This window comes from Prosthecochloris marina (assembly GCF_003182595.1).
GTDB lineage: Bacteria > Bacteroidota > Chlorobiia > Chlorobiales > Chlorobiaceae > Prosthecochloris > Prosthecochloris marina.
On the sequence record NZ_PDNZ01000006.1, the window covers coordinates 16,060 to 38,830 of the forward strand.

Consider the following 22,771-nt stretch of genomic DNA (forward strand, 5'->3'; position numbering starts at 1 on the left):
TAAATTACCGCCGTTTAAAATAGCTATTCGGAAGAATACACACAGCAATCTTTTTGGACTATTTTCATTCTTTCATTTTAAGTTATGCGCCATATAATCGAATCACTCCAAAATCTGTCCCGAAACCTTTGGTGGTCATGGGATACGGAAGCAAAAGAGCTTTTCAAGGAACTCTCCCCCCTTATCTGGGAAAGAGTCAATCATAACCCTGTCGAACTCCTGCGGCATATTTCACATGACGAACTCAAAGCCCGCCTTGATTGCGAATTCGGCAAGAAACTCGACAACGTCACAAAGCGTTTTGAAGCATATCTCTCAGAAAAGGATACATGGGCATCCAAACATGTCCCTTCTTTGACAGAAAAAACCGTTGCCTACTTCAGTGCAGAGTTCGGTATACATGAAAGCGTAAGGATTTACTCGGGAGGCTTGGGCGTCCTTTCCGGTGACCACATCAAGTCCGCCAGCGACTTGGGCCTGAACTTCGTTGGCATCACCTTGTTTTATAAAGAAGGATACTTCCGCCAATATCTCAACCAGGAAGGATGGCAGTTGGAAGACTATCCTTTACAGTATCCGGAAAGCCTTCCTCTGGAAAAAGTTACAGACGCTGACGGTAACGACCTGATCATCTCCCTCGATATCGCTCAAAGCGAAGTACTTGCCCAGGCCTGGTACCTTAATGTCGGTAGAGCGAAACTCTATCTTCTCGACACCAACATTCCGGCTAACGAGTCCCATTACCGTGACATCTGTTCCAGAGTGTACGGTGGTGATCAGAACATGCGCATCAATCAGGAAATTGTGTTGGGTATCGGCGGCGTTAAATTGCTCAGGGCTTTGGGAATCGATCCTGCAGTCTATCATATGAATGAAGGACATTCCGCATTTCTCACGGTAGAACTCCTTGCAAAAGAATTGGCCAATGGCGTGGAACCTGAAAAAGCAAAAGCACATGTCAAAGAACAATGTGTATTCACGACACACACCCCGGTAGCCGCAGGCCATGACCGTTTTTCACGTGACATGATGCACTACTCTTTCGACCGGTACCTCCAGAAAAACGGCATAGCTTTTGAGGATTTACTCCGCCTTGGCTCCGAAAACCCTTCGAATCCTCACGATCTGTTCACCATGACAGTTCTTGCACTTAACCTCTCACGAAATGCAAACGGTGTTTCAAAGCTGCATGGTGAGGTATCGCGTAAAATGTGGCGGCATATTTATTCAGCTGAATCTCCAGGTGACGTCCCTATAGGGCACATCACAAACGGCATCCACACAGCAAGCTGGACCAGCGGTTTTACAGATAAATTCTGGCACCGTTATACCGACAGCCTCGACACACTGACATCATCCCAGGATGAGGCATTGAAGGTTCTTGCGAAAGTAACCGACGAAGAGCTGTGGTGCCTGCGCTACCGCTTGAAAAGAAACCTTATCGACTTTATCTATAGGTACCTTTCAAACCAGCTTTTCCATCAGCATGTTTATACAACCTATATGGAGGCTGATTCATCGAAATCAAGCAAAAACCCTCTGTCACCAGATGTTCTTACCATAGGTTTTGCAAGACGTTTTGCGACATACAAAAGAGCACCGCTGATTTTTTCGGACATCGAACGCCTCACCAGGATTATCAACCACCCGACAATGCCTCTGCAGATCATCTTCGCAGGCAAGGCACATCCCCACGACGATGCCGGTAAACATTACATCCAGCAGATTGTAGAGCATACCCGTCTTCCCCAGTTCAAGGGAAAAATCATCTTTCTTGAAAACTACAATCTCGGTGTGGCAAAACGCATGATATCCGGTGTCGATGTCTGGCTCAATAATCCGATACGACCGATGGAAGCCAGCGGGACTTCCGGACAGAAAACCGTTCTGCACGGTGGCTTGAACTTCAGCGTACCCGATGGCTGGTGGCCTGAAGCCTATGATGGTCAAAACGGCTGGTCGATTGGAAGTGGCGAAGTGCTTGACAATCATGAAGCTCAGAACCATCATGATGCAGAAAAGCTCTATGATGTTCTTGAAAACCAGATAATCCCTACATTTTATGACCGAAACGTGGATAATATTCCCGTCAAATGGCTCAAGAAGGTCCGCAAAGCGATTGCAACCATCGGTCCTGAATACAATACCCACAGGATGGTCAGAGACTATACATTGAAATATTATCTGAAAGATTGAAAACCATTCGTTCATTAGCAAAAAGGCTGTTTCAACAATGACAAAAGACCCTGAACAGCAATCATCGCGGTTTTCGGCTGTCTCCCTCGGACGCGGTCTCGACCTGCGCTCCCCGGTTCTTCTCGCATCGGGAACGGTCTCGTATGGAGAAGAACTCAACAAGATTACGAACTTGGGTAAAATAGGAGGCATTGTCACCAAAGCCATATCACCCGAGCCTCGTCAAGGAAACCCACCACAGCGCATTGCCGAAACCCCCTGTGGTATGATAAATGCCATCGGTCTTGCAAATGTAGGCCTGAAGAGATTCATAGCGGAAAAAATCCCTTTTCTACAGCAGCTTGATACCTCGGTTATCGTTAATATCGCAGGAAAATCCATCGATGATTACTGTACGGTCATCGAACACCTTGAAGACTGCGAAGACATCAACGCTTACGAAATAAACCTTTCCTGTCCCAATGTCAAGGGAGAGTGCATGATCATGGGTGTCAGCCGCGAAGCAACGTTCGAAATCATCTCGAAACTGCGTTCGATTACGAGCCGGCACCTCATGGTAAAGCTTACCCCCAACGTTACCTCCATCAGCTCCATCGCATTGGCTGCAGAAGAAGCAGGTGCCGACTCGGTATCGCTGATCAACACGTTGGTAGGTATGGCTGTTGATTATAAAAAAAGAAAACCCCTTTTGACCAACGTTACAGGAGGGCTTTCAGGCCCCGCCATAAAGCCTGTAGCTTTGGCCAAAGTCTGGGAAGTTTACAACGCTGTCAAGATACCGATAGTCGGCATGGGCGGAATAGCCTCGTTTAAAGATGCCATGGAATTCCTGCTCACCGGAGCCAAGGCGATTCAGATCGGCACCATGAATTTTGTCGATCCCGATATCGGCGAAACCGTTGCCGATAACCTCGAAGAGTTCTTTGCTGCTCCTGAAAACCCGACTATCGAGGAGTATACGGGTAGTTTGATGGTAGGATAAAAAACAGAGGCCTCAGCCTCTATAATTGACCCCTGCATAATATAATTACATGGAACAGGCCGACAGAGACGGTGAATTCAGCGCGGTATACATTGGAGATGTTGGGCGATGAAAAAAACCTCCACCCAACATCTCCGGTTATGTCATTTACTTCCCGCCTTGAGAGTCCAGCTTACCGCCGACACGTTCTGCACCAAAAGCAGTCGGCACACCTGACTGCAACATGTAGAAACAGCCATTCGATCCGCTGAAAGAACTCGAAATACCAGTAATCGATTTGCTCGCAAGGTTACCGGCATATGTTGTCTCACTGTTGTTGAAAGTAAACATGAACATCCCGGCAATTTGCACCCACGGACCATTGTAGCCCTCACCATTGGTCCATGTTCCATCAGAGTTGACGGTCATCGAAGTCTTACTGTAAGAGCCATCGCAGCCCCAATCGTAAAACAATGTCCAGTCTCCAGTGACAGCCATAATTTTATCTCCTCATAAAAAAATGGTTAACGAAACTATGCAATCAGACAAAACACATAACTGCCGAACCTCATGCATCACCTCCTTGCAAATTGTAGCTTCATCGAGGAATTTCCTTCCATTGGCCGGTAATCGACATTGATCGGATTAATCCGCACAGACAGTGAATTTTGGGCAACCTATATGCAGTCATTCTCTTTACATCGAGCAACGACAGCACTTGTCACTGTTTATTCAAAAACAACAGGAACTGCAATGGGGTAATGCTGAAAAAGGAAAGAAATGTTGCATATAAAATATGGAAATTCTGACGATCGGGAAAGGAAAAAAACTGAGTATATCCCACATCAAGAGTCCTGAGTTTCGCGAATAACGAGCATTCACTTCTACAAAGCAGAGTATTGCTGACACCCAGTTTTATAGTTTTTACTTTTAACTTTTGAGTTTTGACTTTTGAACTTATCTTGGCTGACACCATTTCTTTGATTGATCACAACAAACTGCTACAACGATGAGTTTAAAAGAGCGTATCGACCAGGACCTCAAAGAAGCCATGAAAAGCGGCGATAAAAACAGGATAAATACCGTTAGGGCAATCAGAGCGGCATTTCTCGAGAAGGAAGTTTCGTTGCGAGTTGGCGGTAAGGCTGAGCTGAACGAAGAACAGGAACTTGAAGTTGTCATGAGTCTTGCCAAAAAACGTAAAGACTCCATTCAACAGTATAAAGATGCCGGGAGAATGGACCTCGTAGAAACCGAGCAAGCAGAGCTTTCGGTGATTGAAACCTATCTTCCTGCCCAGATGGCAGATGAAGAAATCGAAGCTACTGTAAAGGATATCATTGCCGGGGTGGGTGCAACATCCATGAAAGATATGGGAAAGGTCATGGGCGCCGCCATGAAACAGCTCAAAGGCAAGGCCGATGGCGGAAAAGTTCAGGAAATCGTCAAATCTGCCTTATCGTAATATCGCCAACCCCCTTTGTAAAGCCCAATCACCGTGATTGACATTATTGTAATCGGTAAAGAATGAACGGTGATTAGGGTAAATACGCTCATATAACGAAGTACCAAAACAGCGTTCCATTAACATGCTTGACATCAATTATATCCGACAAAACCCGGAAGAAGTCGCTGAAATGCTGAAAAAACGTCAGCAAGCAGAGGACTGTGTCCTGCTCGATGAACTGCTTGAATGCGATAAGCAGCGTCGACAGCTCATCCAAAAATCAGATGAGCTCAAAGCGTTGAGAAACAAGGTTTCAAAAGATATCGCCACTATCAAAAGAACCGGCCAAGGCTCTGCAGAAGACCTCATTCGTGAAATGAAAGAGGTGGCGGATAACATTGCCCGCATGAACGAAACCTTGGGAGAACTTCAGGAAAAAATGGAAGCGATACTACTTTCACTTCCCAACAAACTCCATATCGAAGTTCCAACCGGCAGCTCATCAGAGGATAATGTCATCTACAAAGAACCGGTAACTTTCGACCATGCCCTTGAATTCCCTTTGATGAATCATCTCGACCTCGGAAACAAGTTGGGCATTCTTGATTTTGAACGAGGCGCTAAAATTTCCGGCAGCGGTTTTCCTGTCTATGCAGGAAAAGGAGCACGCCTCGAACGTGCGCTTTTGAATTTTATGCTTGATTACCACACTGAAAAGCACGGATATACCGAAATCTTCCCTCCATTTATGGTGAACGAAGACTCGCTTCGAGGTACGGGACAGTGGCCTAAGTTTGCCGATCAGGTATACTACATGAACGAGGATAACCTCTATGCAATCCCGACTGCAGAAGTCCCGGTTACGAATCTTCACCGCGAAGAAATGCTTCGTGACGAACAGCTTCCCATATCTTATGCTGCTTACTCGGCCTGCTTTCGTAGGGAAGCCGGAAGCTATGGAAAAGATACACGGGGATTCCTCAGGGTGCACCAGTTCAATAAGGTTGAAATGGTCAAGTTCACACGCCCGGAGGATTCGTATGAGGCCTTGGAAGAGATCTTACAGAATGCTGAAGCGATTCTCAAGGCACTTAAAATCCCTTATCGCGTATTGCTTCTTTGCAGTGGTGACATCAGTGCAAGTGCTGCAAAATGTTACGATATCGAAGTCTGGTCACCTGCTGAAAACAAATACCTTGAAGCGTCAAGCTGCTCCAATTTCGAGGATTATCAGGCACGGCGGGCCAACATCCGTTTCAAACCTTCAGGTTCATCGAAACCGGTTTTCATCCATACCCTAAACGGTTCCGGACTTGCGACTTCGAGATTGATGGTATCATTGCTCGAAAACTACCAGACCCCCGAAGGCACAATTATCGTACCGGAAGTGTTGAGAAAATATACAGGATTCAACCTGATTGATTAGGACCCTGCTCTACAAACAGCAGAGATGCATTTTGCACATCTCTGCTTACTGTAGGGAGTAGATGGAATAAAGCTCATCATAAAAATCTCGAGCCTCTGCCATCATTTTATTTTATCCACAAATAATAGAGATGTATCTTTTTGTTGTTTGGCAAACCGGAAACTTGAAAGGAAAAAAGCCGTGCACATCGAACAGATCATCTTGTCCCATTTGCTGAAACCTGTAAGAGATGTAACCCTGCACGCCAATCGTCTGCTTGACAATTATGATGAAGTCATCTGGTTGATCGGAGACGGCCGAAGTGGCACAACGTGGGTTTCCGATCTGCTCAATCACGATAGAAAGTACCGGGAGATGTTCGAGCCGTTTCATCCCCAGCATGTCGATGAAATGAGCTTTTTATCACCGCATGAGTATGTCAGACCTGATGATTCACACGATCAGCTTGAGCGCATTGCTGCAGATGTTTTCAGTGGAACATTTACCCATCCTGTGGTTGACTCGGCCAATCACTCACACTTTTACGGTGGTTTATTGATCAAGGATATTTTTGCCAACCTCTTTGCTTACTGGGCATCTATTCGTTTCCCGAACCTGAAAATCATTCTGCTGATCAGAAATCCTTTTTCAGTTGCCCTCTCAAAAAGCAAAAAGAAAGACTGGTTCTGGTTAACTGATCCGATGTTGCTGCTCAACCAGCAGAAACTTTATGACGATTACCTGCATCCCTTCGAAGAACTCATCAAAAAAACCAGTGAGAACAACGACTACATCCTATGCCAAATCCTCATCTGGTCAATCATAAACTATGTGCCGCTTCGACAGTTTGCACCGGACAAGGTTCACATCGCATTTTATGAGGAAGTTTTTGCCGATCCGAACAACCAGCTCTCTTCTGCATTTCGGTTCGTCAAGAACACTCGCGAAAACTGCCACGTTGAACTTGATGAAGAAACTATCAAACGCCCAAGCAGGGTCGTCAGCAAAGACAGCAGCCTTTTTCAAGACAAATCTCCCGTAACCTCCTGGAAAAACGAATTTTCTCTTAAACAAATCGACGCGGGATTAAGCATCCTCGATGAGTTCGGCCTAGCCGAACTTTACGACGAAAACTCTATGCCCAACCGGAAAGTGCTGAACACAATCCAAGGTTTATAACCTCGTCCCTTTTCCCCTAAAGCAAAGCTACATTTCATAGACATAATGCGTCCTGTTCACTCTGGGATACAGGAAATGTGGAAATTATTTACAACGTCCCCTAAAAAATGAAACTTTTTTGCATCCTCGTGCATAGTAACAATCAAACGGCATTGTAATTCGACGAAAAACCATTGAAAGGAGGAGAAAGCATATGAGCGCAACAATGAAATCATGGGCTACACCGCTGGCTGCCGGAACGTTCATCATCCTTGCCGTTACAGGGATTCTGATGTTTTTTAAAGTCGACGCTGGATATATCAAACCTGTCCATGAGTGGCTGAGTTGGGCGATGGTGATCGGGGTGTTGTTTCATACCTTTGCGAACTGGAAACCTTTCATCGCATACTTTTCACGCCGGCTGCCTCTCTCCATCATCGGTGCAGGTGTGATCATCACCATGCTTTCAATTGTTGTACCCTCTTCCGAGAAAGGCAATCCCAAAAAGAACATGTTCAGAGCGCTCGAGTCGGCAAAAATTGAAATGCTCGCCGATATGACCGGTCAAAGCAGTGATGCTCTTATCGGTAAACTTGAGGGTAAGGGAATTTCAAACGCCGAAACATCCATGACCATCGAGGAGATTGCAAGTATGAACGGAAAAAAAGAAATGGATATTCTCTGGACGATTTTTGAATAAGAACTGTAGCTATGATGACGGCGTGAAGGATGGATAACGTGCGTGATGGAGCAAAGGGGTACCTCCATCACGCCCGAAAAAAAACAATACGGCTCAAATGTTTTACTGTTGAACAGACTCAGTTGACTTGGCGAACGCTGACTCCGCTTCAAGCCAGTCCTCGACATCCGATCCGTGCTTTTCGCCCTTTGCCTGCCACAGGTAGTAGGCTGCAAGCCTTATCTGCGCTTCACACTGTTCCTGTGTCATGACTTGCTTTTCATTCGTTTCGTTTGACATCGCTGTTGTATTCTTAGGTTAAACCATCCGCTACTACTTTGCTTTTTCACATCTTTTCGAACGTGTACTTCAGCGTCAGCAAAGTCAAATTACTCCGGCCCTCTTATTCTGTCAAGAATCACCTTGTTACATTCATGTAAATTGTAACTTCTTTCAACCTCTCCGACTCAACGGTTTTTCAGAAAAACACTTTTTGACTTCAAGATCAAGAAGCGACCTAACACCGAAGGATTGCTCCGAAACCTCAGGCTAGGCATCGCGGAAGCCCAGGCGTAACGCAGTTATTCTCAAAAAAGGGAATTACAAAGATGCCCTCTAGGCTGCCGAGCTATCCTTTGCCGTTATCTTGTCCCGAAAAGCTTTCACCAGACGGCTGACTTTGTCAACTTCGATGAGAAACGCATCGTGCCCGTATGATTCATGGAGATACTCGATACGGCTTTCGGGAATATGCTCTACAAGCTCTTCCTGCTCCTCTTTAGGGTAAAGAATATCCGAGGTAATCGAAAGCACCTCGACAGGCATGGCAAGAGACTCGAGCACCCTTTTGTATTCCCCTCTCCCGCGAGACACGTCATGAGTATCCATTGCCCTGGTAAGGGTTATATAGGTATTTGCATCGAAACGGTTGACGAGCTTCTCACCCTGATAGCGAAGATAGCTTTCAGCCTGATAGGTCGTTTCGTCCTTTTTATCTCTCCCGAAACGTTCCTGGAAATTGTCGAAGCTCCGGTAGGAACACATCGCCATCATACGGGCGGCCGCCAATCCCTTTGCCGGCGGAGCATTCGGTTCATACCATCCGTCTATCCAGTCCCGGTCCGCACTGATTGCCTGACGCTGGGCTTCACTCTGGGCGATACACCATGCGGAATGCCGCCCGGACACGCCCATCGGCATCAGTGCGCGTACCATTTCAGGGAACATGAATCCCCATTCGAGAACCTGCATTCCACCAAGCGATGCTCCGACAACCAGTTTCACCTGCCGGATGCCCAGTTCATCGAGCAACAACCGCTGCAGCCTCACCATGTCGCGGATAGTCACCGCAGGAAAATCAGGCCCGTAACGTCTGCCGGTCAGAGGATTGTGGGAAAGCGGTCCGGTCGTACCGTAACAACTGCCGAGTACATTGCTGCAGATAATGAAATCTTCAGTATCGTCGAAACCCATCGCTTCACCGAACATGCCATCCCACCAGGTATCTGCATCCGCCGAACCGGTCAGAGCATGACAGATGAGCACAACATTGTTTCGCTCCCGGTTCAGAGAACCCCAGGTACGATAGGCTATAGTCGTTTCCGGCAGTTCACCCCCGAGTTCGAGGCCGAAAGGTTTGCGACTGACAAAAAATCCTGTCTTTTCAGATATGATATCGATATACTCCATCCCCGGTTATTCGTTTTCAAATTGGGAGAATCTTTTCATGTATCCTTTTCAGGACATACAGCTTTTCTTTTTTCAGCTTCCTCGAGCCACTTCTTACAATTTTGAAAAGGCTTGCTCAAAGTCACTCTTTATATCATCTATGTGCTCGATGCCGACCGAAACCCTGACCATATCCCTGCCGACTCCGGCAGCAGCCTGTGCCTCCGGACTAAGCTGCTGATGTGTTGTCGATGCAGGATGAATAACCAACGTCTTTGCATCACCGACATTGGCAAGGTGAGTGGCAAGTGTAACGCTGTCGATAAACTCGATGGCTCCTTCGTAGCCTTTTTCAACACCAAACGTCAGAACACAACCAAACCCATTGGCAAGATATCTCTTTGCATTTTCATGCGTTGGATGATCTGGAAGACCTGGATAGTTTACCCAGGAAACTGCCGGATGCCCCTGCAACCAGAGAGCAAGAGCCAAGGTGTTATCGGCATGGCGCTGTGCCCTGAGCGACAGGGTTTCGAGTCCCTGAAGCAGAAGAAACGAATTGAAAGGGCTGATAGCCGGCCCGAAATCCCGCAACCCTTCGACTCTCGCCCTGATGATAAAAGCAAGCTCACCGAATGTTTCGTGAAACTTGAGACCGTGATAACCTGGTGAAGGCTCTGTAAAAAAAGGAAACTTTCCATTGCTCCAGTCGAAAGCCCCTGCATCGACGATGACCCCGCCCATGGAAGTACCATGCCCGCCAATCCATTTCGTTGCAGAACCAACCACAATATCGGCACCATGATCGAGGGGTCTGCAGAGATAGCCGGCACAACCGAAAGTATTGTCGACAATCAGAGGAATACCGCTTTTATGAGCAACATGTGCAATTGCCTCGAAATCCGGTACATGAAACGCTGGGTTCCCTATCGATTCGAGGTAAATGGCTTTTGTTGTCTCATCGATCAGACTTTCGAACGTTCCCGGCTGAAGATCCTCTGCAAACCTGACATTGATCCCCAATCGCGAAAAGGAAACCTTGAACTGGTTGTAGGTCCCTCCATACAGAAAACTGGAAGAAACAACTGAATCACCTGCCTCACAGATATTGCTCAATGCTATGAACTGCGCTGAATGACCACTCGCGACAACAAGCGCCGCTTTACCTCCTTCGAGCGCTGCAAGTCTTTTTTCGAGTACATCCGTAGTGGGATTCATGAGCCGGGTGTAGATATTGCCGAACTCCTTGAGAGCAAACAGGTTCGCACCGTGTTCCGCACTGTCGAACACATACGAAGTTGTTTGATAGATCGGAACTGCACAAGAGTTCGTTGCAGGATCAGGTTCCTGGCCTGCATGAACCTGGAGCGTTTCAAACCGGTAGGAGGAATATGGCTGACTCATGGTAGACGCTAATAGATGATTTCTTGCAATCATCCTGTAAGCTGGAACCAGAAAGAGAAACTCGAACGAAGATGGAAAATGGTATGAAAACAAGGCATGTACATACGATCATCTTCCCCGCACTCTCTGTCCGGGATGGATTTGGCACCAATCACTGATGACGGTTGCCAAGGCTTCTCAGGGCCAGTCCCTCCACCTTTCTGGATGATAGCTTATAAACTCGTAGAGAAAGAACTACTCTGGTTGGTCTCAATCTACAACAGAGAATATTATTTTACAAACCGCCAGCACCCCGAATAAATTGTTTTATTGTACGTATGCCCGATATTTCGAGGCAATGCGAAACAACCACCTCATGAACCTGTCACTTTTTCATGAAAGCGAGAGAAATAGCACTCCTGGCATTACAGGAAACAGAAAAAAACAACACCAAGTCGGAACAATCACTCCATCGTCTGCTTGATAAACACAACCCCGATAAAAACGACCGGTCTCTTGCCACTGAACTTGTCAACGGCATCCTGCGTTTCAGGCTGAAACTCGATTTCATGATAGGCCGCTACTACCACCATGATTTCAATAAAGCTGCTCCTGTGCTGCAGAACATTTTGCGCCTCGGCACTTACCAGTTGCTGTTTCTCGACAAAATACCGGGCTGGGCCGCTGTCGACGAATGTGTCAAACTTGCAAGAAAATACAAAGGCCGGCACATCAGCGGGATAGTTAACGGAGTGCTCCGTAAAATTGCTTCCGAACCAGCCTCGACCTTCAATGAAACGCTTGAAAAAATGCCGCTTCATAAACGGCTCTCGATTGAACAGTCACATCCACAATGGCTTGTCGAACGATGGCTTGATGTATACGGTGAAGAAAAAACAAGATCGATGCTTACCAGCAATAATGCCTCCCCTTTGACGGCATTACGCATCAATACCCTGAAAACCTCCCCTGAAACCATGTTTGCCGCCTTGAAAGACGCATCGGTTACGTTCAGCACTTGCATGCAAGAACGGTTCATCCTCACAAGAGACTTCGATGCCTGTAAACCATTCATCCATCTTGGACTGCTGACCGTGCAGAACCCGACACAGGCAATCCCCTGCCTGCTGCTGAACCCTTTGCCTGGCGATACCGTGCTGGATATGTGTGCCGCTCCGGGAGGAAAAACCACGTTCCTCGCTGAAATGATGCAGAACAAAGGCTCCTTGATCGCAGTAGACCGCTACCCCAACAAGTGCAAAAAAATCATACAGCGAGCCAACGAACTCGATATAAAGATCATACAAACGGTTGTAGCGGATGCAAGGACAATTCAACCGGAGAAACCTCCGAATGCAGTTCTCCTCGATGCTCCATGTACGGGAACCGGTGTTCTGGGAAGAAAAACAGAACTTCGCTGGAGAACTTCACCCGAAAAGCTCAAGGAGCTGACTCTCCTCCAGTCAGAGCTGCTGGATCACGCTGCCGGTCTGCTGGATTCCGGAGGAATCCTGGTGTATGCCACGTGTTCTGTGGAACCTGAGGAAAACGCTCTTCAGATAGAACGTTTTCTGAAACGCCACCCTGATTTTACAAGAGAACCGGCTCCTGTATCGCTCTCCTTGACGGATGTCAACGAGATAAACTCGAGCACCGGCTCCTGCCTCACTCTACCGGGCGAGTATGAAGGCTTCGACGGCGGCTTTGCACAACGTTTGAGAAAGAAACGCTGAAGCGTTGATGTGTTGAGTCAGAAATGTCGAGGGGCGAAATATCTTTTGCCTTTATGAGTACATAGAGCCAACACAAAACATGGTACGCTTTTTTGACTTTTTGAATTTTGACTTTACCCGTAATGCAAGCCTTGAAAGAACCATACAGCAGTCATCTTGAAAGCTTCGTCAATTACCTGACGCTCGAAAGAAATTTTTCTCAACACACGATAGCTTCTTACGTTAACGACCTGTACCGTTACCTTCTCTATGTAGAAAACCTTGAAAAATCGGTTGCTGAAATCACCCTTACCCACATACAGTCATTCATTCTCGAACTTCACGATGCAGGACTGGAGGCACGTTCCGTAGCGAGAAACATTTCAGCCATCCGCTCTTTCCACAAGTTCCTCGTGCGCGAAAACATCATCGAGATCAACGCAACGGAAAACCTTCATCAACCAAAACCCGCACAACATCTCCCGACAGTATTGACTGTTGACGAAGTATTCAGACTCCTCAACGCTCCGATGCAGGAAGATCCGCCCGGAAAATACCGTTTACGGGACAAGGCACTGCTCGAGTTTCTTTATGCAACCGGCGTTCGGGTAAGCGAACTGGTCAACCTGCAGCAAAGCAATTGCTATCTTGACGCCGGTTTCGCCCGAATTTTCGGCAAAGGCTCAAAGGAACGCCTCGTTCCGGTCGGCCGTAGCGCAACCGAATGGGTAAGACGTTACCAGCAGGATTTACGGCTGAATATCTCAAAACCGGAGTCCGGGGATTATCTGTTTCTCAATGCGCGGGGTAAAATGCTTTCCCGAATGTCAGCTTACACCATTGTCCGACGATACAGCATAGCTGCCGGGATCACAAAAAAAATAAGTCCTCACACGCTTCGCCACACCTTTGCCACACACCTGCTGGAAGGTGGTGCAGACCTTCGGGCAGTCCAGGAAATGCTCGGTCACAGTTCCATCATCGCCACACAAATCTACACCCATATCGACCGCTCTTTCATCAAGGAAGTGCATAAAACCTTCCATCCCAGAGGATAGGCGCACAGCAAACTCTCTGCAAGTCGTCTTTTCCCAACGAGAAAACACTCATTCAGTTCTGCCCTTCCATTTCTTCAAGCAACTCAACGGCCTTTGTCTTCCCGAGCTGTGCCGCAGCCTGTATATCTTTCAATGCACCAGAGGTATCTTCGATCGCAAGTCTTGCAATCCCTCTGCGGTAGAACGCTTTGGCATAATCCTCTTTGATCTCGATCGCCCTGGTATAATCCGCCACAGCCTCAGTGTAACTCCCAAGTTTGTAGTAGGTCTTCCCTCTCCGGTAATATGCCTTGTGATAATCGTTCTTAAGGGAAACCGCTCTGTTGAAACCTTCGAGTGCTTCCGGATATTTTTCGAGTTTGTACAATGCCTTAGCACGATGGTAGTTCGCCTTTGCATTTCGAGGGTCGGTTTTGATGGCACGATTGAAGTTCTCGAGAGCCTGACTATACTCTTCCTGATCATACAGCTCTCTGCCTTGCTCAATCAGTGTATCGGCGGACTGAGCAAAAACCGGACTTGAAACAAAAAGGAAAAGCAGGAAAGACATGGAAGCAACTAAAGCACGCATGATCGTTATCTCCTTTTTTTTAAACCACTATAAACGAACAATTTCTCCCGGCTCGGGCACACTTGCCTGCAAGCCGAGTTCCCTCTGCAAGAATGCACTGAAATGCTGTTTAACCTGTTGTTCTCCGTGGACCACATACATATGCGGAGCCGTAACGAATCCTTTCAGCCAGCGAAGCAGATCACGCTGGTCTGCATGGGCGGAAAGTCCTCCAACCGTATGAAGAGCAGCTTCAACCCTGAACGTTTCCCCAAGAATGCGAACGGTCTCGGCTCTCTCCACAAGCTTCCTGCCAAGTGTACCGGCAGCCTGATAACCCGTTATGAGAACATGACATTCAGGACGGCTTATATTGTGTTTGAGGTGGTAAATGATTCTTCCACCATTGCACATACCGCTCCCGGCAATGATAATCGCTCCATGCTCTATTGCATTGATCTCTTTGGATTCACTCGAGTGACGGGTAAAACGGAGGTTACTGGGTTTCGGCATTTCGTGAATCCGACGGCGAAGCTTGGTGGCTTCTTCGTCGTACAGCTCAGGATAATCCCAGTATATTCGGCTGGCTTCAATTGCCATTGGACTGTCGAGAAAAATCTGCCATCGCTCCAACCCCCACTCTTTGGCGTATTTTCCAAATAGATACAACAGTTCCTGGCTCCTCCCGATTGAAAATGCCGGAACCAGAATATTTCCCTTCTCATGGGAGGCACTGCCGATAATCCCGGCAAGCTCCTGCAAGGTTTGCTCTTTTTCTTTATGCAGCCTGTCTCCATACGTACTTTCGACAATAACCGCATCAGCATCGGCTATTTCAGACGGATCATACAGAATGGGTGTATCGTACTGGCCAACATCGCCGCTGAAAACCACTTTTTTCACTCTGCCGTTTTCGGAAAGCCAGAGTTCGACCATTGCTGAACCAAGAATGTGACCGGCATCCTGAAACCGCAGCACCACCCCGGGCAAGATCTCTTTTTTCACTCCGTATCTCAGTCCCTGCATCAAATTTATCGTCCCGACAACATCTTCTGTACTGTAAAGAGGGTCGATAAGCGGCTGTTTTTTCTTCTGCCTGATGCGGTTTTCATAATTCGTATCCCGTTCGTTGAGCCTGGCCGAGTCCTGCAAAAGAACAAGCGCAAGGTCTCTGGTGGCAGGATGGGTGTAAACCGGTCCCCTGAACCCCCTTTTCACAAGTAACGGCAATCGTCCGGAGTGATCGATGTGCCCATGGCTCAGCACCACGGCATCTATCGCCCGGGGATCAAAAGGAAAATCCTCTCTGTTCAAGGCTTCTTCTTCTGGCCTTCCCTGAACAAGACCACAATCGAGAAGAACTTGGCGGCCGTTTATCCTCACGATATGACAGGAGCCCGTAATTCTGCCGGTAGCCCCGTAAAACTCTATTTCCATGATTGCTGCTAACGGTCAACCGTTTTTCAAAACAATATCATCCACTTCCACCCCGAGATGCGATGCGATCACAGGACACTTCGCCCGTAGCATGAAAAAAATATTTTCTCCTTTTCCGGAAAGTGCCTCATAGTTCCCTTGCCCTTTACTGATGATCAGGTCCGCAGAATGAAACAAGTCAAGGAACCTTTTGTTACAGCGATCCAGCAACGTTCCGGGTGCCGTTGAACCTGATGATATAATTTCGGCTTCGCCTCCTATACCTGAAAAAAGAGCATCATCCATAGTAACATCGTTGATCACCGGAACTTCACGCACCACGTAAATCACCGGTTTAGCGAGCGCTTGTATCAGCAATCTGTCGAAAACCGATTCTCCGGCATTATCCCCTATGTACAAAACAAATGAAGTACGCTCAAGCTTCTCGTTAAAAGCTGAAAAGTCACAGATTGCAAAATCCTGTTGCATACACTGCTCTACCATAGCATGAATATCAAAATTCCGATTGACGCCATGGTCAATGATGTTACCGGCTATTGCCATCCGAATTGCCGCCATCAGCCTGTCCGGAGAGTTTTCCACTATTCTTTCCGCCTCCGGATAAAGCGCCAATGCCTCCTGAATATTTTCCTTTTTTACATTGAGAAAGGGATCGTCTACACCGGTCAGTCGGCGTACCTCTTTGTATATCCTGTCACCTATTTCAGGAGGAGTCATATCAAAAGATATCTCGCGCACCATTTCACCTGTAACAGCAAGCAATTCCTTGAGGGTTTTCTCATCTTCAGTTGCAAAACGTCCGGCTTTCAAGGCCTGGTTCATAAAACAAGGGATACAATCGAGAAATGTTTTCATGGTAAAACAGAAGAATCGGAACATTGGCGGGCCTTGTGACTGTCCAATTCGATTTTCAAGGCGGCCAGGGTTCTGTTGACATCGAGAAGAAAAAACAGCAGGGAGCAAATCAGGCAGACCATGCTGGAAATAAATAAAAAAGAAAGCAGTAAAGGCAGATCGAGCGAAACAATCGGTGAAAGAAACAGTACGATAACAAGGAGCGAAGCGAAAAGGCAGCTGAAGGATGCAAGCATTATCGCCAACCGGATAAGTCGAGCCCTCGCCCAAAGGATGTCGATTTCCATGGAAGCCCTTTGCCTGAGAGCAGCTTCAGGAGCATCGAGATCGCAGGACAAAGACCGGGAGCGATCGATTATTCTTCCAAGCCGGTTGGTCATGGTCAACAACAGCAGCCCCAGTCCGGATATGAGAATGACCGGTCCAATCGCTGTTTGGATAATCGGAACAAGGAGTTCAACAGACTGTAACGACATAAGGATCCTAACGCTTCATACCTTTAAATATCACTCCTTCAATCGAACGAACACTTTTCCCTCTCTAATGGCCAACGTATCGATACCACCTGAAAAACCTCTCCAAAAACCGTACTCCTCGGCAAGATCCACATTCTTGATACCTCCCAGCCACGCATTCGGCAAAGGCACTCCCATAAGGCTTATCCCTCTGAGCTTCACAACCGGCCTGCCCTCTCGATAAGCGAATTCAAGGCCTGCGCGAACTCTGATTGTCTTGCCACCGAGAATTGGAAAATCAGGATCGACCGGAACCAACAGTTTCGCGCTGATAAGATCTCTGGAAAGATCGATAGCCGCTTTTTGGGCAAGTTCGGTATTGTTTGCCAGAAGAGCATTCAGTTCCCGCTCCGAGAGGTAGATTTCACGACTGCCTTCCTCTTCGCTGTACGGTTCAGGTTTGAGCAATCCGTCAGCTGTCAGTTCTTCTTCCTTTACAGCGCCAAACATGTCCTCAAGTGACAGACCACTCGCCCGCTCTATTTTATCGAGTTTTCCGGCAAGCTGTTGCCTTTCACGTTCACTGAGCTCGACCGGTGCAAACGGTGCGGGAAAAAAGAAAAAACGTAAAGCCAGCAGCGTTATCGCAACCGTAACAAAAAAAATTCCAAGACCAATAGCAAAGACCTGGGAACTGCTGAATCTTTTTGAGGAGTTCTCGGTAACATCTTTTTGTGTATCCATAACCGAAACCTGTAAAAGAAATTTTTCTATACCGAAGGCTCATGTACAAAATAATACAGATTCAGCTTATCCTGCAAAAAACCTTCTTCATAGAGCGATCAACCTCTTTTGCCTTTGACTCGGGATACACGCTTGGACTTCTTTTTCGGTTTTCGCTTATCTTTTACCGAAAGCTTTTTCCGTCCGCCAAAATCTTTTGTAAGCCTCGACGCACGGAGCTGCTGACCGCATACCCACGCTTTGCCGAGTTCTCTCAAGACATCCTTCGGCATGCCTTCAGGCAGTTCAACCGTGCTGTAATCCTCAAAGATGCTGATCCGTCCTACTGCACCACTTTCGACACCAATTTCATTGATAATCGCACCGGCGATGTTCCCCGGTTTCACCCCGTGTTTCTCTCCCACCTCCAAACGGTAACGCTCATAATCGATAACATCGTAAAGCGGATCTTTTTCTCGCTTAAAAGATTTGTTACCAGTATCTCCAGGAGCACTCCCATCCTTTTTCCGTCGCGAAGACTTTTGTGATTTTGCCGATATGAGCAAGGGGGTGTCACCCTGGTAGAGACTTGCAAGAGCCGAAGCCGCATCGATGGCTGTCACTTCATGCTCATAACAATATGACTCTACAAGATCACGGAAAAAACCGAGATCGGCCGTCGAAAGCGTATCGCTGATCTGCTGTTTGAAACGTACTATGCGTTTGTCATTGATGCTCTCGGTCGATGGCAATTCCATCCTGTCGATACGCTTCCTGATGGCTTTTTCTATCGTTCGCAGCATCGACATTTCACGAGGGGTGACGAAAAGTATCGCCTCACCGCTTCGCCCAGCACGACCGGTTCGACCTATTCGGTGAACATAACTTTCCGTATCGGTCGGTATATCGTAATTGATCACATGACTTATTCTCTCGACATCGAGGCCTCTTGCTGCGACATCCGTTGCAACAAGCATGTTATACTCTCCTCCCTTGAACTGTCCGATGGTTTTCTCGCGGTGCTTCTGAACCATATCACCGTTAAGAGCCGCAGCAGCATACCCTCTGGCCCTCAGCTTCTCGGACAACTCGAGTGTAGCGGTCTTTGTACGGACAAAAAGTATTATACCGTCGAAATGCTCGATCTCGAGAATACGGGTAAGTGCATCGAGCTTGTGCTGACCTGAAACAGGAAGAAATCGTTGTGTTATCGTTTCGACCGTGGAGCTCTTTGCCTTGATCGCGATTTCTGATACATCACGAAGATATTTTCTTGAAATACGGCGAATTTCCGAAGGCATGGTTGCCGAAAAAAGCGCCACCTGCCGTGAGGCTGGTGTTTTATCGAGAATCCATTCGACATCGTCTACAAAGCCCATCCGAAGCATCTCATCGGCCTCGTCGAGCACAAGAGTCTTCAGCCCGTCAAGAACAAGGGTTTTCCTCCTGATGTGGTCCATAACCCTTCCCGGTGTACCGACCACGACATGCACTCCCCGTTTCAGCCGCCGAAGCTGACCACTGTAATCCTGTCCTCCGTAAATCGGGAGTACATGGAAATCATCCATGAAGGCTGCGTATCGCTGAAAGGCTTCCGCTACCTGTATCGCAAGCTCTCGTGTCGGGGTGAGCACCAGCACCTGAGGTTCAGCTTTGGAAAGATCGACCGTTGAAAGCAATGGCAATGCAAACGCAGCCGTTTTACCGGTACCGGTCTGAGCCTGGCCGAGAATATCTCCCCCTTCGAGAATAATTGGAATGGTTTGAAGCTGAATGGGGGTAGGTGTTTCGTAACCCACATCGTCGAGAGCCTCGAGTACCTGATCCGAAAGCCCAAGGTCTCTGAATCCGGTTGGTGGAACATGTTTTTTCGTCGTCATTTAAATCTATCTCCTGGTATGAGGACAACCTGAAAAACAGCAATGCGACAGGTTAATACCGGTAACAGGAGCTTTTTCGTAATGTCCGCAAGTTGATGTAAAATTTCAGGAAGGCGTCTATGAGAAAGGTTCCACTACGCTCTGCTTCCCTTTTTCCCTATCACTGAAAATCAAGACTCTTATCAAGATTGTCTTGAGCACGGTGATCGAGACACTGCTTATTGTACGAATTAATCATACAAAACACTAACAGGACAATCTATTCATTTCAACCGGTCATATCGACGCTATGCTTCACCGCTCTGGGTATCGGCATTATCAGGTTTTTTCTTTTCTTCGTTACGCACAATAAAAACACCCTCTTCGTCAAATCGTTTTATAATGTCATCAATCTTGCTTTCAGTGCCGTTGAACTTACTTTCGATGCCCTTGATCCTGTTTTCCAGCGCTCCGAATTTTTCACCAAAAGCTTCTATCTGTCCTGAAAGCACATTCTGCAGTTCGGTAATACGGCTCTTTTCCTTGCTTAGAGCAAGTTCACGAGCCTCTTCGAGCGACTTGCTGCATTTACGTGCTTCGAACATTGAAGCAACTTCCAGTCTTCCGATAAAAAGCAGATAGATAACGCTCAAAACCCCGATTGTCCCCAGCATGATAAATCCCAGGGGAGCTTCGACGGTGAAAAAAATGAAATTGATGCTGTCCTGTCGGGCGAACAGCCCCCAGTTGATTGCGGCAAACAAAACCACGACAAACAAGACCAGTGCCAGAATGACCGTATGCAGTTTCATGAGGCATATCCTCCTTGGTTTTTCGATCTTGGTGTTCAGCAATGGCTGACCCGGCAACTACATCAGGTTTTTCTCTTGCTGCAGGTTTCCCACGCCACCTGTAATATACGCTTTTATTCCGCCCCGAGTTCAACCTCGCACAAGACCCGGTACTCGGCACCGGAAGGTCGAAGTATCGACTCGTAGAGACGAACAGAATGAAACGTAACCTTCCAGTCTATGACCTCGGGAACCAGACATATCTTCCGGTTCTTTTTTGCCCTGGCAAGGGTGACATGCAGCAGAAAAGCCTTCTCCGGTTTGTCGAACCTCGGTTCGACAAGGCATGAGAGTTTTTCCTGAAGTTTTCCCAAACCATCATGAACGCCACCCGAAGCCCAGATCAGACGCGGTTTCTTCAGCGTCGGCCCGACCGATATTGTACCGAAACACACATCGAATACCTTGACGGTATCGAGAAGGTCGTGCAGTTTTCCGAAAATCCCCTCAACATCATCACAATACCAGGGAGGAACCAGGGTAACATGGAGATTTTCCGGAGGAACCCAGCGAACCGGGAGATTGCGATGAACCTCCCTGAAAGAAGAGGCTTTCGATCGAAGCACTTCTTCAGCAGGCATTGCGATGAAAACCCGTTTTTTCATGTTCAGATATCAAGAACAAGATTTGCAAGCCGAATCCCTTCTCCTGTTTGCCCGGCATAAGCTTCGTTCAGGGCAACGGCATTCATCGCCTTCATCGATTCAGCGAAAAGACCGGGAAAAGATTGCATGGTTGACCTCCCCGAATATCCGCGATGTGTTTGATGGAGCTGTAGGACACCGTACGATACAGGCTTTGAAATTCCGGTTTTTAATGATACCTAAAGTGAACAATTGTCGAGCATGCCGAAGATGCAAGGCACAGGGAATGCCGCCGTATCCCGACAAGTCGGGACGCAAGTTCCCTGTAACGAAGCGGACTCGCTATGACCTGCAATTCCGAAGGATTTTAACAAATACGGTTCTTTAACACTTTTCGAACAGTATATAAGACTGTTTTTAATAAACTTGCTATTATTGAGCATCCCGACGAGTCGGGACGCTCAGTTTAGGTAATACTAAAGAGATCGTTCTCCATCAGAGCTAACATAACCATGGCACCGCAGCTATTCCTCTACAACACAATAGTACCGTTTTTAGCAGGATCTCTGAAATTATTCAGCGGGGTTTTACCGAAATTGCGGGCTTTCTTCCGAGTGAGGAAAAACCTTTTTGCAGAACTTGAAGCAGCAGCAAATCCGACAGACTCGAATCCCAGAGTCTGGATACATGCGGCTTCTGCCGGAGAGTTCGAGCAGGCTCGACCGATCATAGCCGAAGTAAAAAGAGCTCGTCCGGATACGTTGATATTCATATCGTTTCAATCCGACTCGGGTTACACTGTCTATAAAAACTACCCTGATGCCAAAGCCGTGTTTTATCATCCGGTCGATACAAAGAAAAATGCAGAGCGAACCGTTGCACTGATCAAGCCTGATGTACTCGTGGTAATGCGCTACGATTTCTGGCCGAACCATCTTCACGTGTCAAAACGGCATGGAGCGACCCTTATTCTTGCCGCCGCTGTTCTTCAGGAACATTCCAACTACTTCAAACCCTTCATCCGTCAGTTTTATCACTATGTTTTCTCCCTCTTCGACACAATCTACGCGGTTTCGGATGAAGACCGTACACGGTTCGAGGAAAGGTTCGGGAAAGAGAATGTCTTCACGGCGGGTGATCCCAGGTTCGACCAGGTACTGCTACGAAGCCACAACATGAACAGAATCAGCCATCTGAAAAAGCATTACTCGGAAACAACGCTTCTGGTTGCCGGAAGTACCTGGGAAAAAGATGAAAACCTGCTTCTTCCCGCCTATGTGTCGCTGGCCGGACATCTCAGTATGATCATCGCTCCGCATGATGTGTCCCAAAACAATATCCTCCGCCTTGAAAGCGACCTTGACTCCGCCGGCCTTTCTTTTGCCCGATTTTCCTCATTTCCTGACAATTTTTCTGCAGATCGCATTCTCATCATCGACAGCATCGGCTTGCTCGCCGAACTCTATGCTCTTGCGAAAATCGCCTATGTCGGCGGAGGATTCGGTATCAATGTCCACAATACCCTTGAACCCGCCGTATACGGCATTCCAGTCCTTTTCGGCCCGAAACACCACAACTCTCCCGAGGCTGAAGCGTTGGCAGAAACAGGGGGAGCAACGGAAGTCCACAACGCCACGTCTCTCCTCGATACATTACAGAAACTCGTTGATAATCCTTTGAAAAGAACAGAACAAGGCGCCATCGCCGGAAGCTATGTACAAAACCGCCTTGGTGCCTCCAAAACAGTTGCCCAAAAGATCCTCGACACGCTCAACAGTCTTACAAAGTGA

Annotated in this window: 22 protein-coding genes and 1 riboswitch; of the genes, 9 read left to right on the forward strand and 13 right to left on the reverse strand. The window is 47.5% G+C overall.

Features of this window, described 5'->3' with window-relative positions; all coding sequences use genetic code 11:
* Positions 1–84: 84 nt before the first annotated feature.
* Together glgP and CR164_RS08940 are read left to right on the forward strand one after the other, a co-directional pair.
* On the forward strand, positions 85–2,196 hold the full coding sequence (glgP, locus tag CR164_RS08935) for an alpha-glucan family phosphorylase (protein ID WP_110023648.1): 2,112 nt from the start codon (positions 85–87) through the stop codon (positions 2,194–2,196).
* A 37-nt stretch (positions 2,197–2,233) separates the two neighbouring features.
* A complete protein-coding gene (locus tag CR164_RS08940; protein ID WP_110023649.1) occupies positions 2,234–3,178 on the forward strand; it encodes a dihydroorotate dehydrogenase in 945 nt (314 codons plus the stop codon).
* Between the two features lie 147 nt (positions 3,179–3,325).
* Here the strand turns inward: CR164_RS08940 and CR164_RS08945 are convergent, their stop codons facing one another.
* The gene (locus CR164_RS08945; RefSeq protein ID WP_110023650.1) at positions 3,326–3,655 is read right to left on the reverse strand and encodes a hypothetical protein; all 330 of its coding nucleotides are present in this window, start codon (positions 3,653–3,655) and stop codon (positions 3,326–3,328) included.
* Positions 3,656–4,166: 511 nt separating this feature from the next.
* Here CR164_RS08945 and CR164_RS08955 point away from each other — a divergent pair.
* From CR164_RS08955 to CR164_RS08970, 4 genes are all read left to right on the forward strand, one after another.
* Complete coding sequence (locus CR164_RS08955; protein ID WP_110023652.1) at positions 4,167–4,622, forward strand: GatB/YqeY domain-containing protein; 456 nt, start codon at positions 4,167–4,169, stop codon at positions 4,620–4,622.
* Between the two features lie 124 nt (positions 4,623–4,746).
* Positions 4,747–6,030, forward strand: a complete 1,284-nt coding sequence (serS, locus tag CR164_RS08960; protein ID WP_110023653.1) for a serine--tRNA ligase — start codon at positions 4,747–4,749, stop codon at positions 6,028–6,030.
* Positions 6,031–6,210: 180 nt separating this feature from the next.
* Complete coding sequence (locus CR164_RS08965; RefSeq protein ID WP_161953509.1) at positions 6,211–7,188, forward strand: sulfotransferase domain-containing protein; 978 nt, start codon at positions 6,211–6,213, stop codon at positions 7,186–7,188.
* 193 nt (positions 7,189–7,381) lie between these two features.
* The gene (locus CR164_RS08970) at positions 7,382–7,867 is read left to right on the forward strand and encodes a DUF4405 domain-containing protein (protein ID WP_110023655.1); all 486 of its coding nucleotides are present in this window, start codon (positions 7,382–7,384) and stop codon (positions 7,865–7,867) included.
* Positions 7,868–7,969: 102 nt separating this feature from the next.
* Here CR164_RS08970 and CR164_RS08975 read toward each other — a convergent pair whose 3' ends face one another.
* From CR164_RS08975 to CR164_RS08985, 3 genes are all read right to left on the reverse strand, one after another.
* A complete protein-coding gene (locus CR164_RS08975; RefSeq protein ID WP_110023656.1) occupies positions 7,970–8,146 on the reverse strand; it encodes a DUF2934 domain-containing protein in 177 nt (58 codons plus the stop codon).
* Between the two features lie 315 nt (positions 8,147–8,461).
* Positions 8,462–9,535, reverse strand: a complete 1,074-nt coding sequence (gene metX / locus CR164_RS08980) for a homoserine O-acetyltransferase MetX (protein WP_110023657.1) — start codon at positions 9,533–9,535, stop codon at positions 8,462–8,464.
* 93 nt (positions 9,536–9,628) lie between these two features.
* On the reverse strand, positions 9,629–10,918 hold the full coding sequence (locus CR164_RS08985) for an O-acetylhomoserine aminocarboxypropyltransferase/cysteine synthase family protein (protein ID WP_110023658.1): 1,290 nt from the start codon (positions 10,916–10,918) through the stop codon (positions 9,629–9,631).
* 105 nt (positions 10,919–11,023) lie between these two features.
* Positions 11,024–11,129, reverse strand: a riboswitch (SAM riboswitch).
* A gap of 163 nt (positions 11,130–11,292) precedes the next feature.
* Between CR164_RS08985 and rsmB the strand changes: the two genes are divergently transcribed.
* Positions 11,293–12,630: a 16S rRNA (cytosine(967)-C(5))-methyltransferase RsmB gene (gene rsmB / locus CR164_RS08990; protein ID WP_110023659.1), complete on the forward strand. Its 1,338-nt coding sequence runs from the start codon at positions 11,293–11,295 to the stop codon at positions 12,628–12,630.
* A 122-nt stretch (positions 12,631–12,752) separates the two neighbouring features.
* Positions 12,753–13,667 (forward strand): site-specific tyrosine recombinase XerD, encoded by a 915-nt coding sequence (gene xerD, locus CR164_RS08995; protein ID WP_110023817.1) that lies wholly within the window; start codon positions 12,753–12,755, stop codon positions 13,665–13,667.
* Between the two features lie 52 nt (positions 13,668–13,719).
* Here the strand turns inward: xerD and CR164_RS09000 are convergent, their stop codons facing one another.
* The 9 genes from CR164_RS09000 to CR164_RS13305 form a co-directional block, all read right to left on the reverse strand.
* Positions 13,720–14,238 carry a tetratricopeptide repeat protein gene (locus CR164_RS09000; protein WP_110023660.1) on the reverse strand — a complete coding sequence of 173 codons (519 nt, stop codon included), beginning with the start codon at positions 14,236–14,238 and terminating at the stop codon, positions 13,720–13,722.
* 27 nt (positions 14,239–14,265) lie between these two features.
* A complete protein-coding gene (locus CR164_RS09005) occupies positions 14,266–15,654 on the reverse strand; it encodes an MBL fold metallo-hydrolase RNA specificity domain-containing protein (RefSeq protein WP_110023661.1) in 1,389 nt (462 codons plus the stop codon).
* Between the two features lie 15 nt (positions 15,655–15,669).
* Positions 15,670–16,509, reverse strand: coding sequence for a damage-control phosphatase ARMT1 family protein (locus tag CR164_RS09010; RefSeq protein ID WP_110023662.1), 840 nt, complete (start codon positions 16,507–16,509; stop codon positions 15,670–15,672).
* On the reverse strand, positions 16,506–16,985 hold the full coding sequence (locus tag CR164_RS09015; RefSeq protein ID WP_110023663.1) for a DUF2721 domain-containing protein: 480 nt from the start codon (positions 16,983–16,985) through the stop codon (positions 16,506–16,508). The genes CR164_RS09010 and CR164_RS09015 overlap by 4 nt, the downstream gene beginning before the upstream one ends.
* 30 nt (positions 16,986–17,015) lie before the next feature.
* Positions 17,016–17,708, reverse strand: a complete 693-nt coding sequence (locus CR164_RS09020; RefSeq protein ID WP_110023664.1) for an arginine N-succinyltransferase — start codon at positions 17,706–17,708, stop codon at positions 17,016–17,018.
* A gap of 98 nt (positions 17,709–17,806) precedes the next feature.
* A complete protein-coding gene (locus CR164_RS09025; RefSeq protein ID WP_110023665.1) occupies positions 17,807–19,567 on the reverse strand; it encodes a DEAD/DEAH box helicase in 1,761 nt (586 codons plus the stop codon).
* A gap of 287 nt (positions 19,568–19,854) precedes the next feature.
* Positions 19,855–20,358 carry a hypothetical protein gene (locus CR164_RS09030; RefSeq protein ID WP_110023666.1) on the reverse strand — a complete coding sequence of 168 codons (504 nt, stop codon included), beginning with the start codon at positions 20,356–20,358 and terminating at the stop codon, positions 19,855–19,857.
* Positions 20,359–20,471: 113 nt separating this feature from the next.
* Entirely contained in the window at positions 20,472–21,002 is a 531-nt protein-coding gene (thpR, locus tag CR164_RS09035; RefSeq protein WP_110023667.1) for an RNA 2',3'-cyclic phosphodiesterase, read from the reverse strand.
* A gap of 2 nt (positions 21,003–21,004) precedes the next feature.
* Positions 21,005–21,130 (reverse strand): hypothetical protein, encoded by a 126-nt coding sequence (locus CR164_RS13305; protein ID WP_265354061.1) that lies wholly within the window; start codon positions 21,128–21,130, stop codon positions 21,005–21,007.
* A 363-nt stretch (positions 21,131–21,493) separates the two neighbouring features.
* Between CR164_RS13305 and CR164_RS09040 the strand changes: the two genes are divergently transcribed.
* Positions 21,494–22,771, forward strand: a complete 1,278-nt coding sequence (locus CR164_RS09040) for a 3-deoxy-D-manno-octulosonic acid transferase (RefSeq protein ID WP_110023668.1) — start codon at positions 21,494–21,496, stop codon at positions 22,769–22,771.

Bases quoted from the DNA above. Each gene is read 5' to 3' on its own strand.
- glgP (WP_110023648.1), top strand. From the start codon at position 85: ATGCGCCATATAATCGAATCACTCCAAAATCTGTCCCGAAACCTTTGG.
- CR164_RS08940 (WP_110023649.1), top strand. From the start codon at position 2,234: ATGACAAAAGACCCTGAACAGCAATCATCGCGGTTTTCGGCTGTCTCC.
- CR164_RS08945 (WP_110023650.1), bottom strand. From the start codon at position 3,655: ATGGCTGTCACTGGAGACTGGACATTGTTTTACGATTGGGGCTGCGAT.
- CR164_RS08955 (WP_110023652.1), top strand. From the start codon at position 4,167: ATGAGTTTAAAAGAGCGTATCGACCAGGACCTCAAAGAAGCCATGAAA.
- serS (WP_110023653.1), top strand. From the start codon at position 4,747: ATGCTTGACATCAATTATATCCGACAAAACCCGGAAGAAGTCGCTGAA.
- CR164_RS08970 (WP_110023655.1), top strand. From the start codon at position 7,382: ATGAGCGCAACAATGAAATCATGGGCTACACCGCTGGCTGCCGGAACG.
- CR164_RS08975 (WP_110023656.1), bottom strand. From the start codon at position 8,146: ATGTCAAACGAAACGAATGAAAAGCAAGTCATGACACAGGAACAGTGT.
- metX (WP_110023657.1), bottom strand. From the start codon at position 9,535: ATGGAGTATATCGATATCATATCTGAAAAGACAGGATTTTTTGTCAGT.
- CR164_RS08985 (WP_110023658.1), bottom strand. From the start codon at position 10,918: ATGAGTCAGCCATATTCCTCCTACCGGTTTGAAACGCTCCAGGTTCAT.
- rsmB (WP_110023659.1), top strand. From the start codon at position 11,293: ATGAAAGCGAGAGAAATAGCACTCCTGGCATTACAGGAAACAGAAAAA.
- xerD (WP_110023817.1), top strand. From the start codon at position 12,753: ATGCAAGCCTTGAAAGAACCATACAGCAGTCATCTTGAAAGCTTCGTC.
- CR164_RS09000 (WP_110023660.1), bottom strand. From the start codon at position 14,238: ATGCGTGCTTTAGTTGCTTCCATGTCTTTCCTGCTTTTCCTTTTTGTT.
- CR164_RS09005 (WP_110023661.1), bottom strand. From the start codon at position 15,654: ATGGAAATAGAGTTTTACGGGGCTACCGGCAGAATTACGGGCTCCTGT.
- CR164_RS09010 (WP_110023662.1), bottom strand. From the start codon at position 16,509: ATGAAAACATTTCTCGATTGTATCCCTTGTTTTATGAACCAGGCCTTG.
- CR164_RS09015 (WP_110023663.1), bottom strand. From the start codon at position 16,985: ATGTCGTTACAGTCTGTTGAACTCCTTGTTCCGATTATCCAAACAGCG.
- CR164_RS09020 (WP_110023664.1), bottom strand. From the start codon at position 17,708: ATGGATACACAAAAAGATGTTACCGAGAACTCCTCAAAAAGATTCAGC.
- CR164_RS09025 (WP_110023665.1), bottom strand. From the start codon at position 19,567: ATGACGACGAAAAAACATGTTCCACCAACCGGATTCAGAGACCTTGGG.
- CR164_RS09030 (WP_110023666.1), bottom strand. From the start codon at position 20,358: ATGAAACTGCATACGGTCATTCTGGCACTGGTCTTGTTTGTCGTGGTT.
- thpR (WP_110023667.1), bottom strand. From the start codon at position 21,002: ATGAAAAAACGGGTTTTCATCGCAATGCCTGCTGAAGAAGTGCTTCGA.
- CR164_RS13305 (WP_265354061.1), bottom strand. From the start codon at position 21,130: ATGCAATCTTTTCCCGGTCTTTTCGCTGAATCGATGAAGGCGATGAAT.
- CR164_RS09040 (WP_110023668.1), top strand. From the start codon at position 21,494: ATGGCACCGCAGCTATTCCTCTACAACACAATAGTACCGTTTTTAGCA.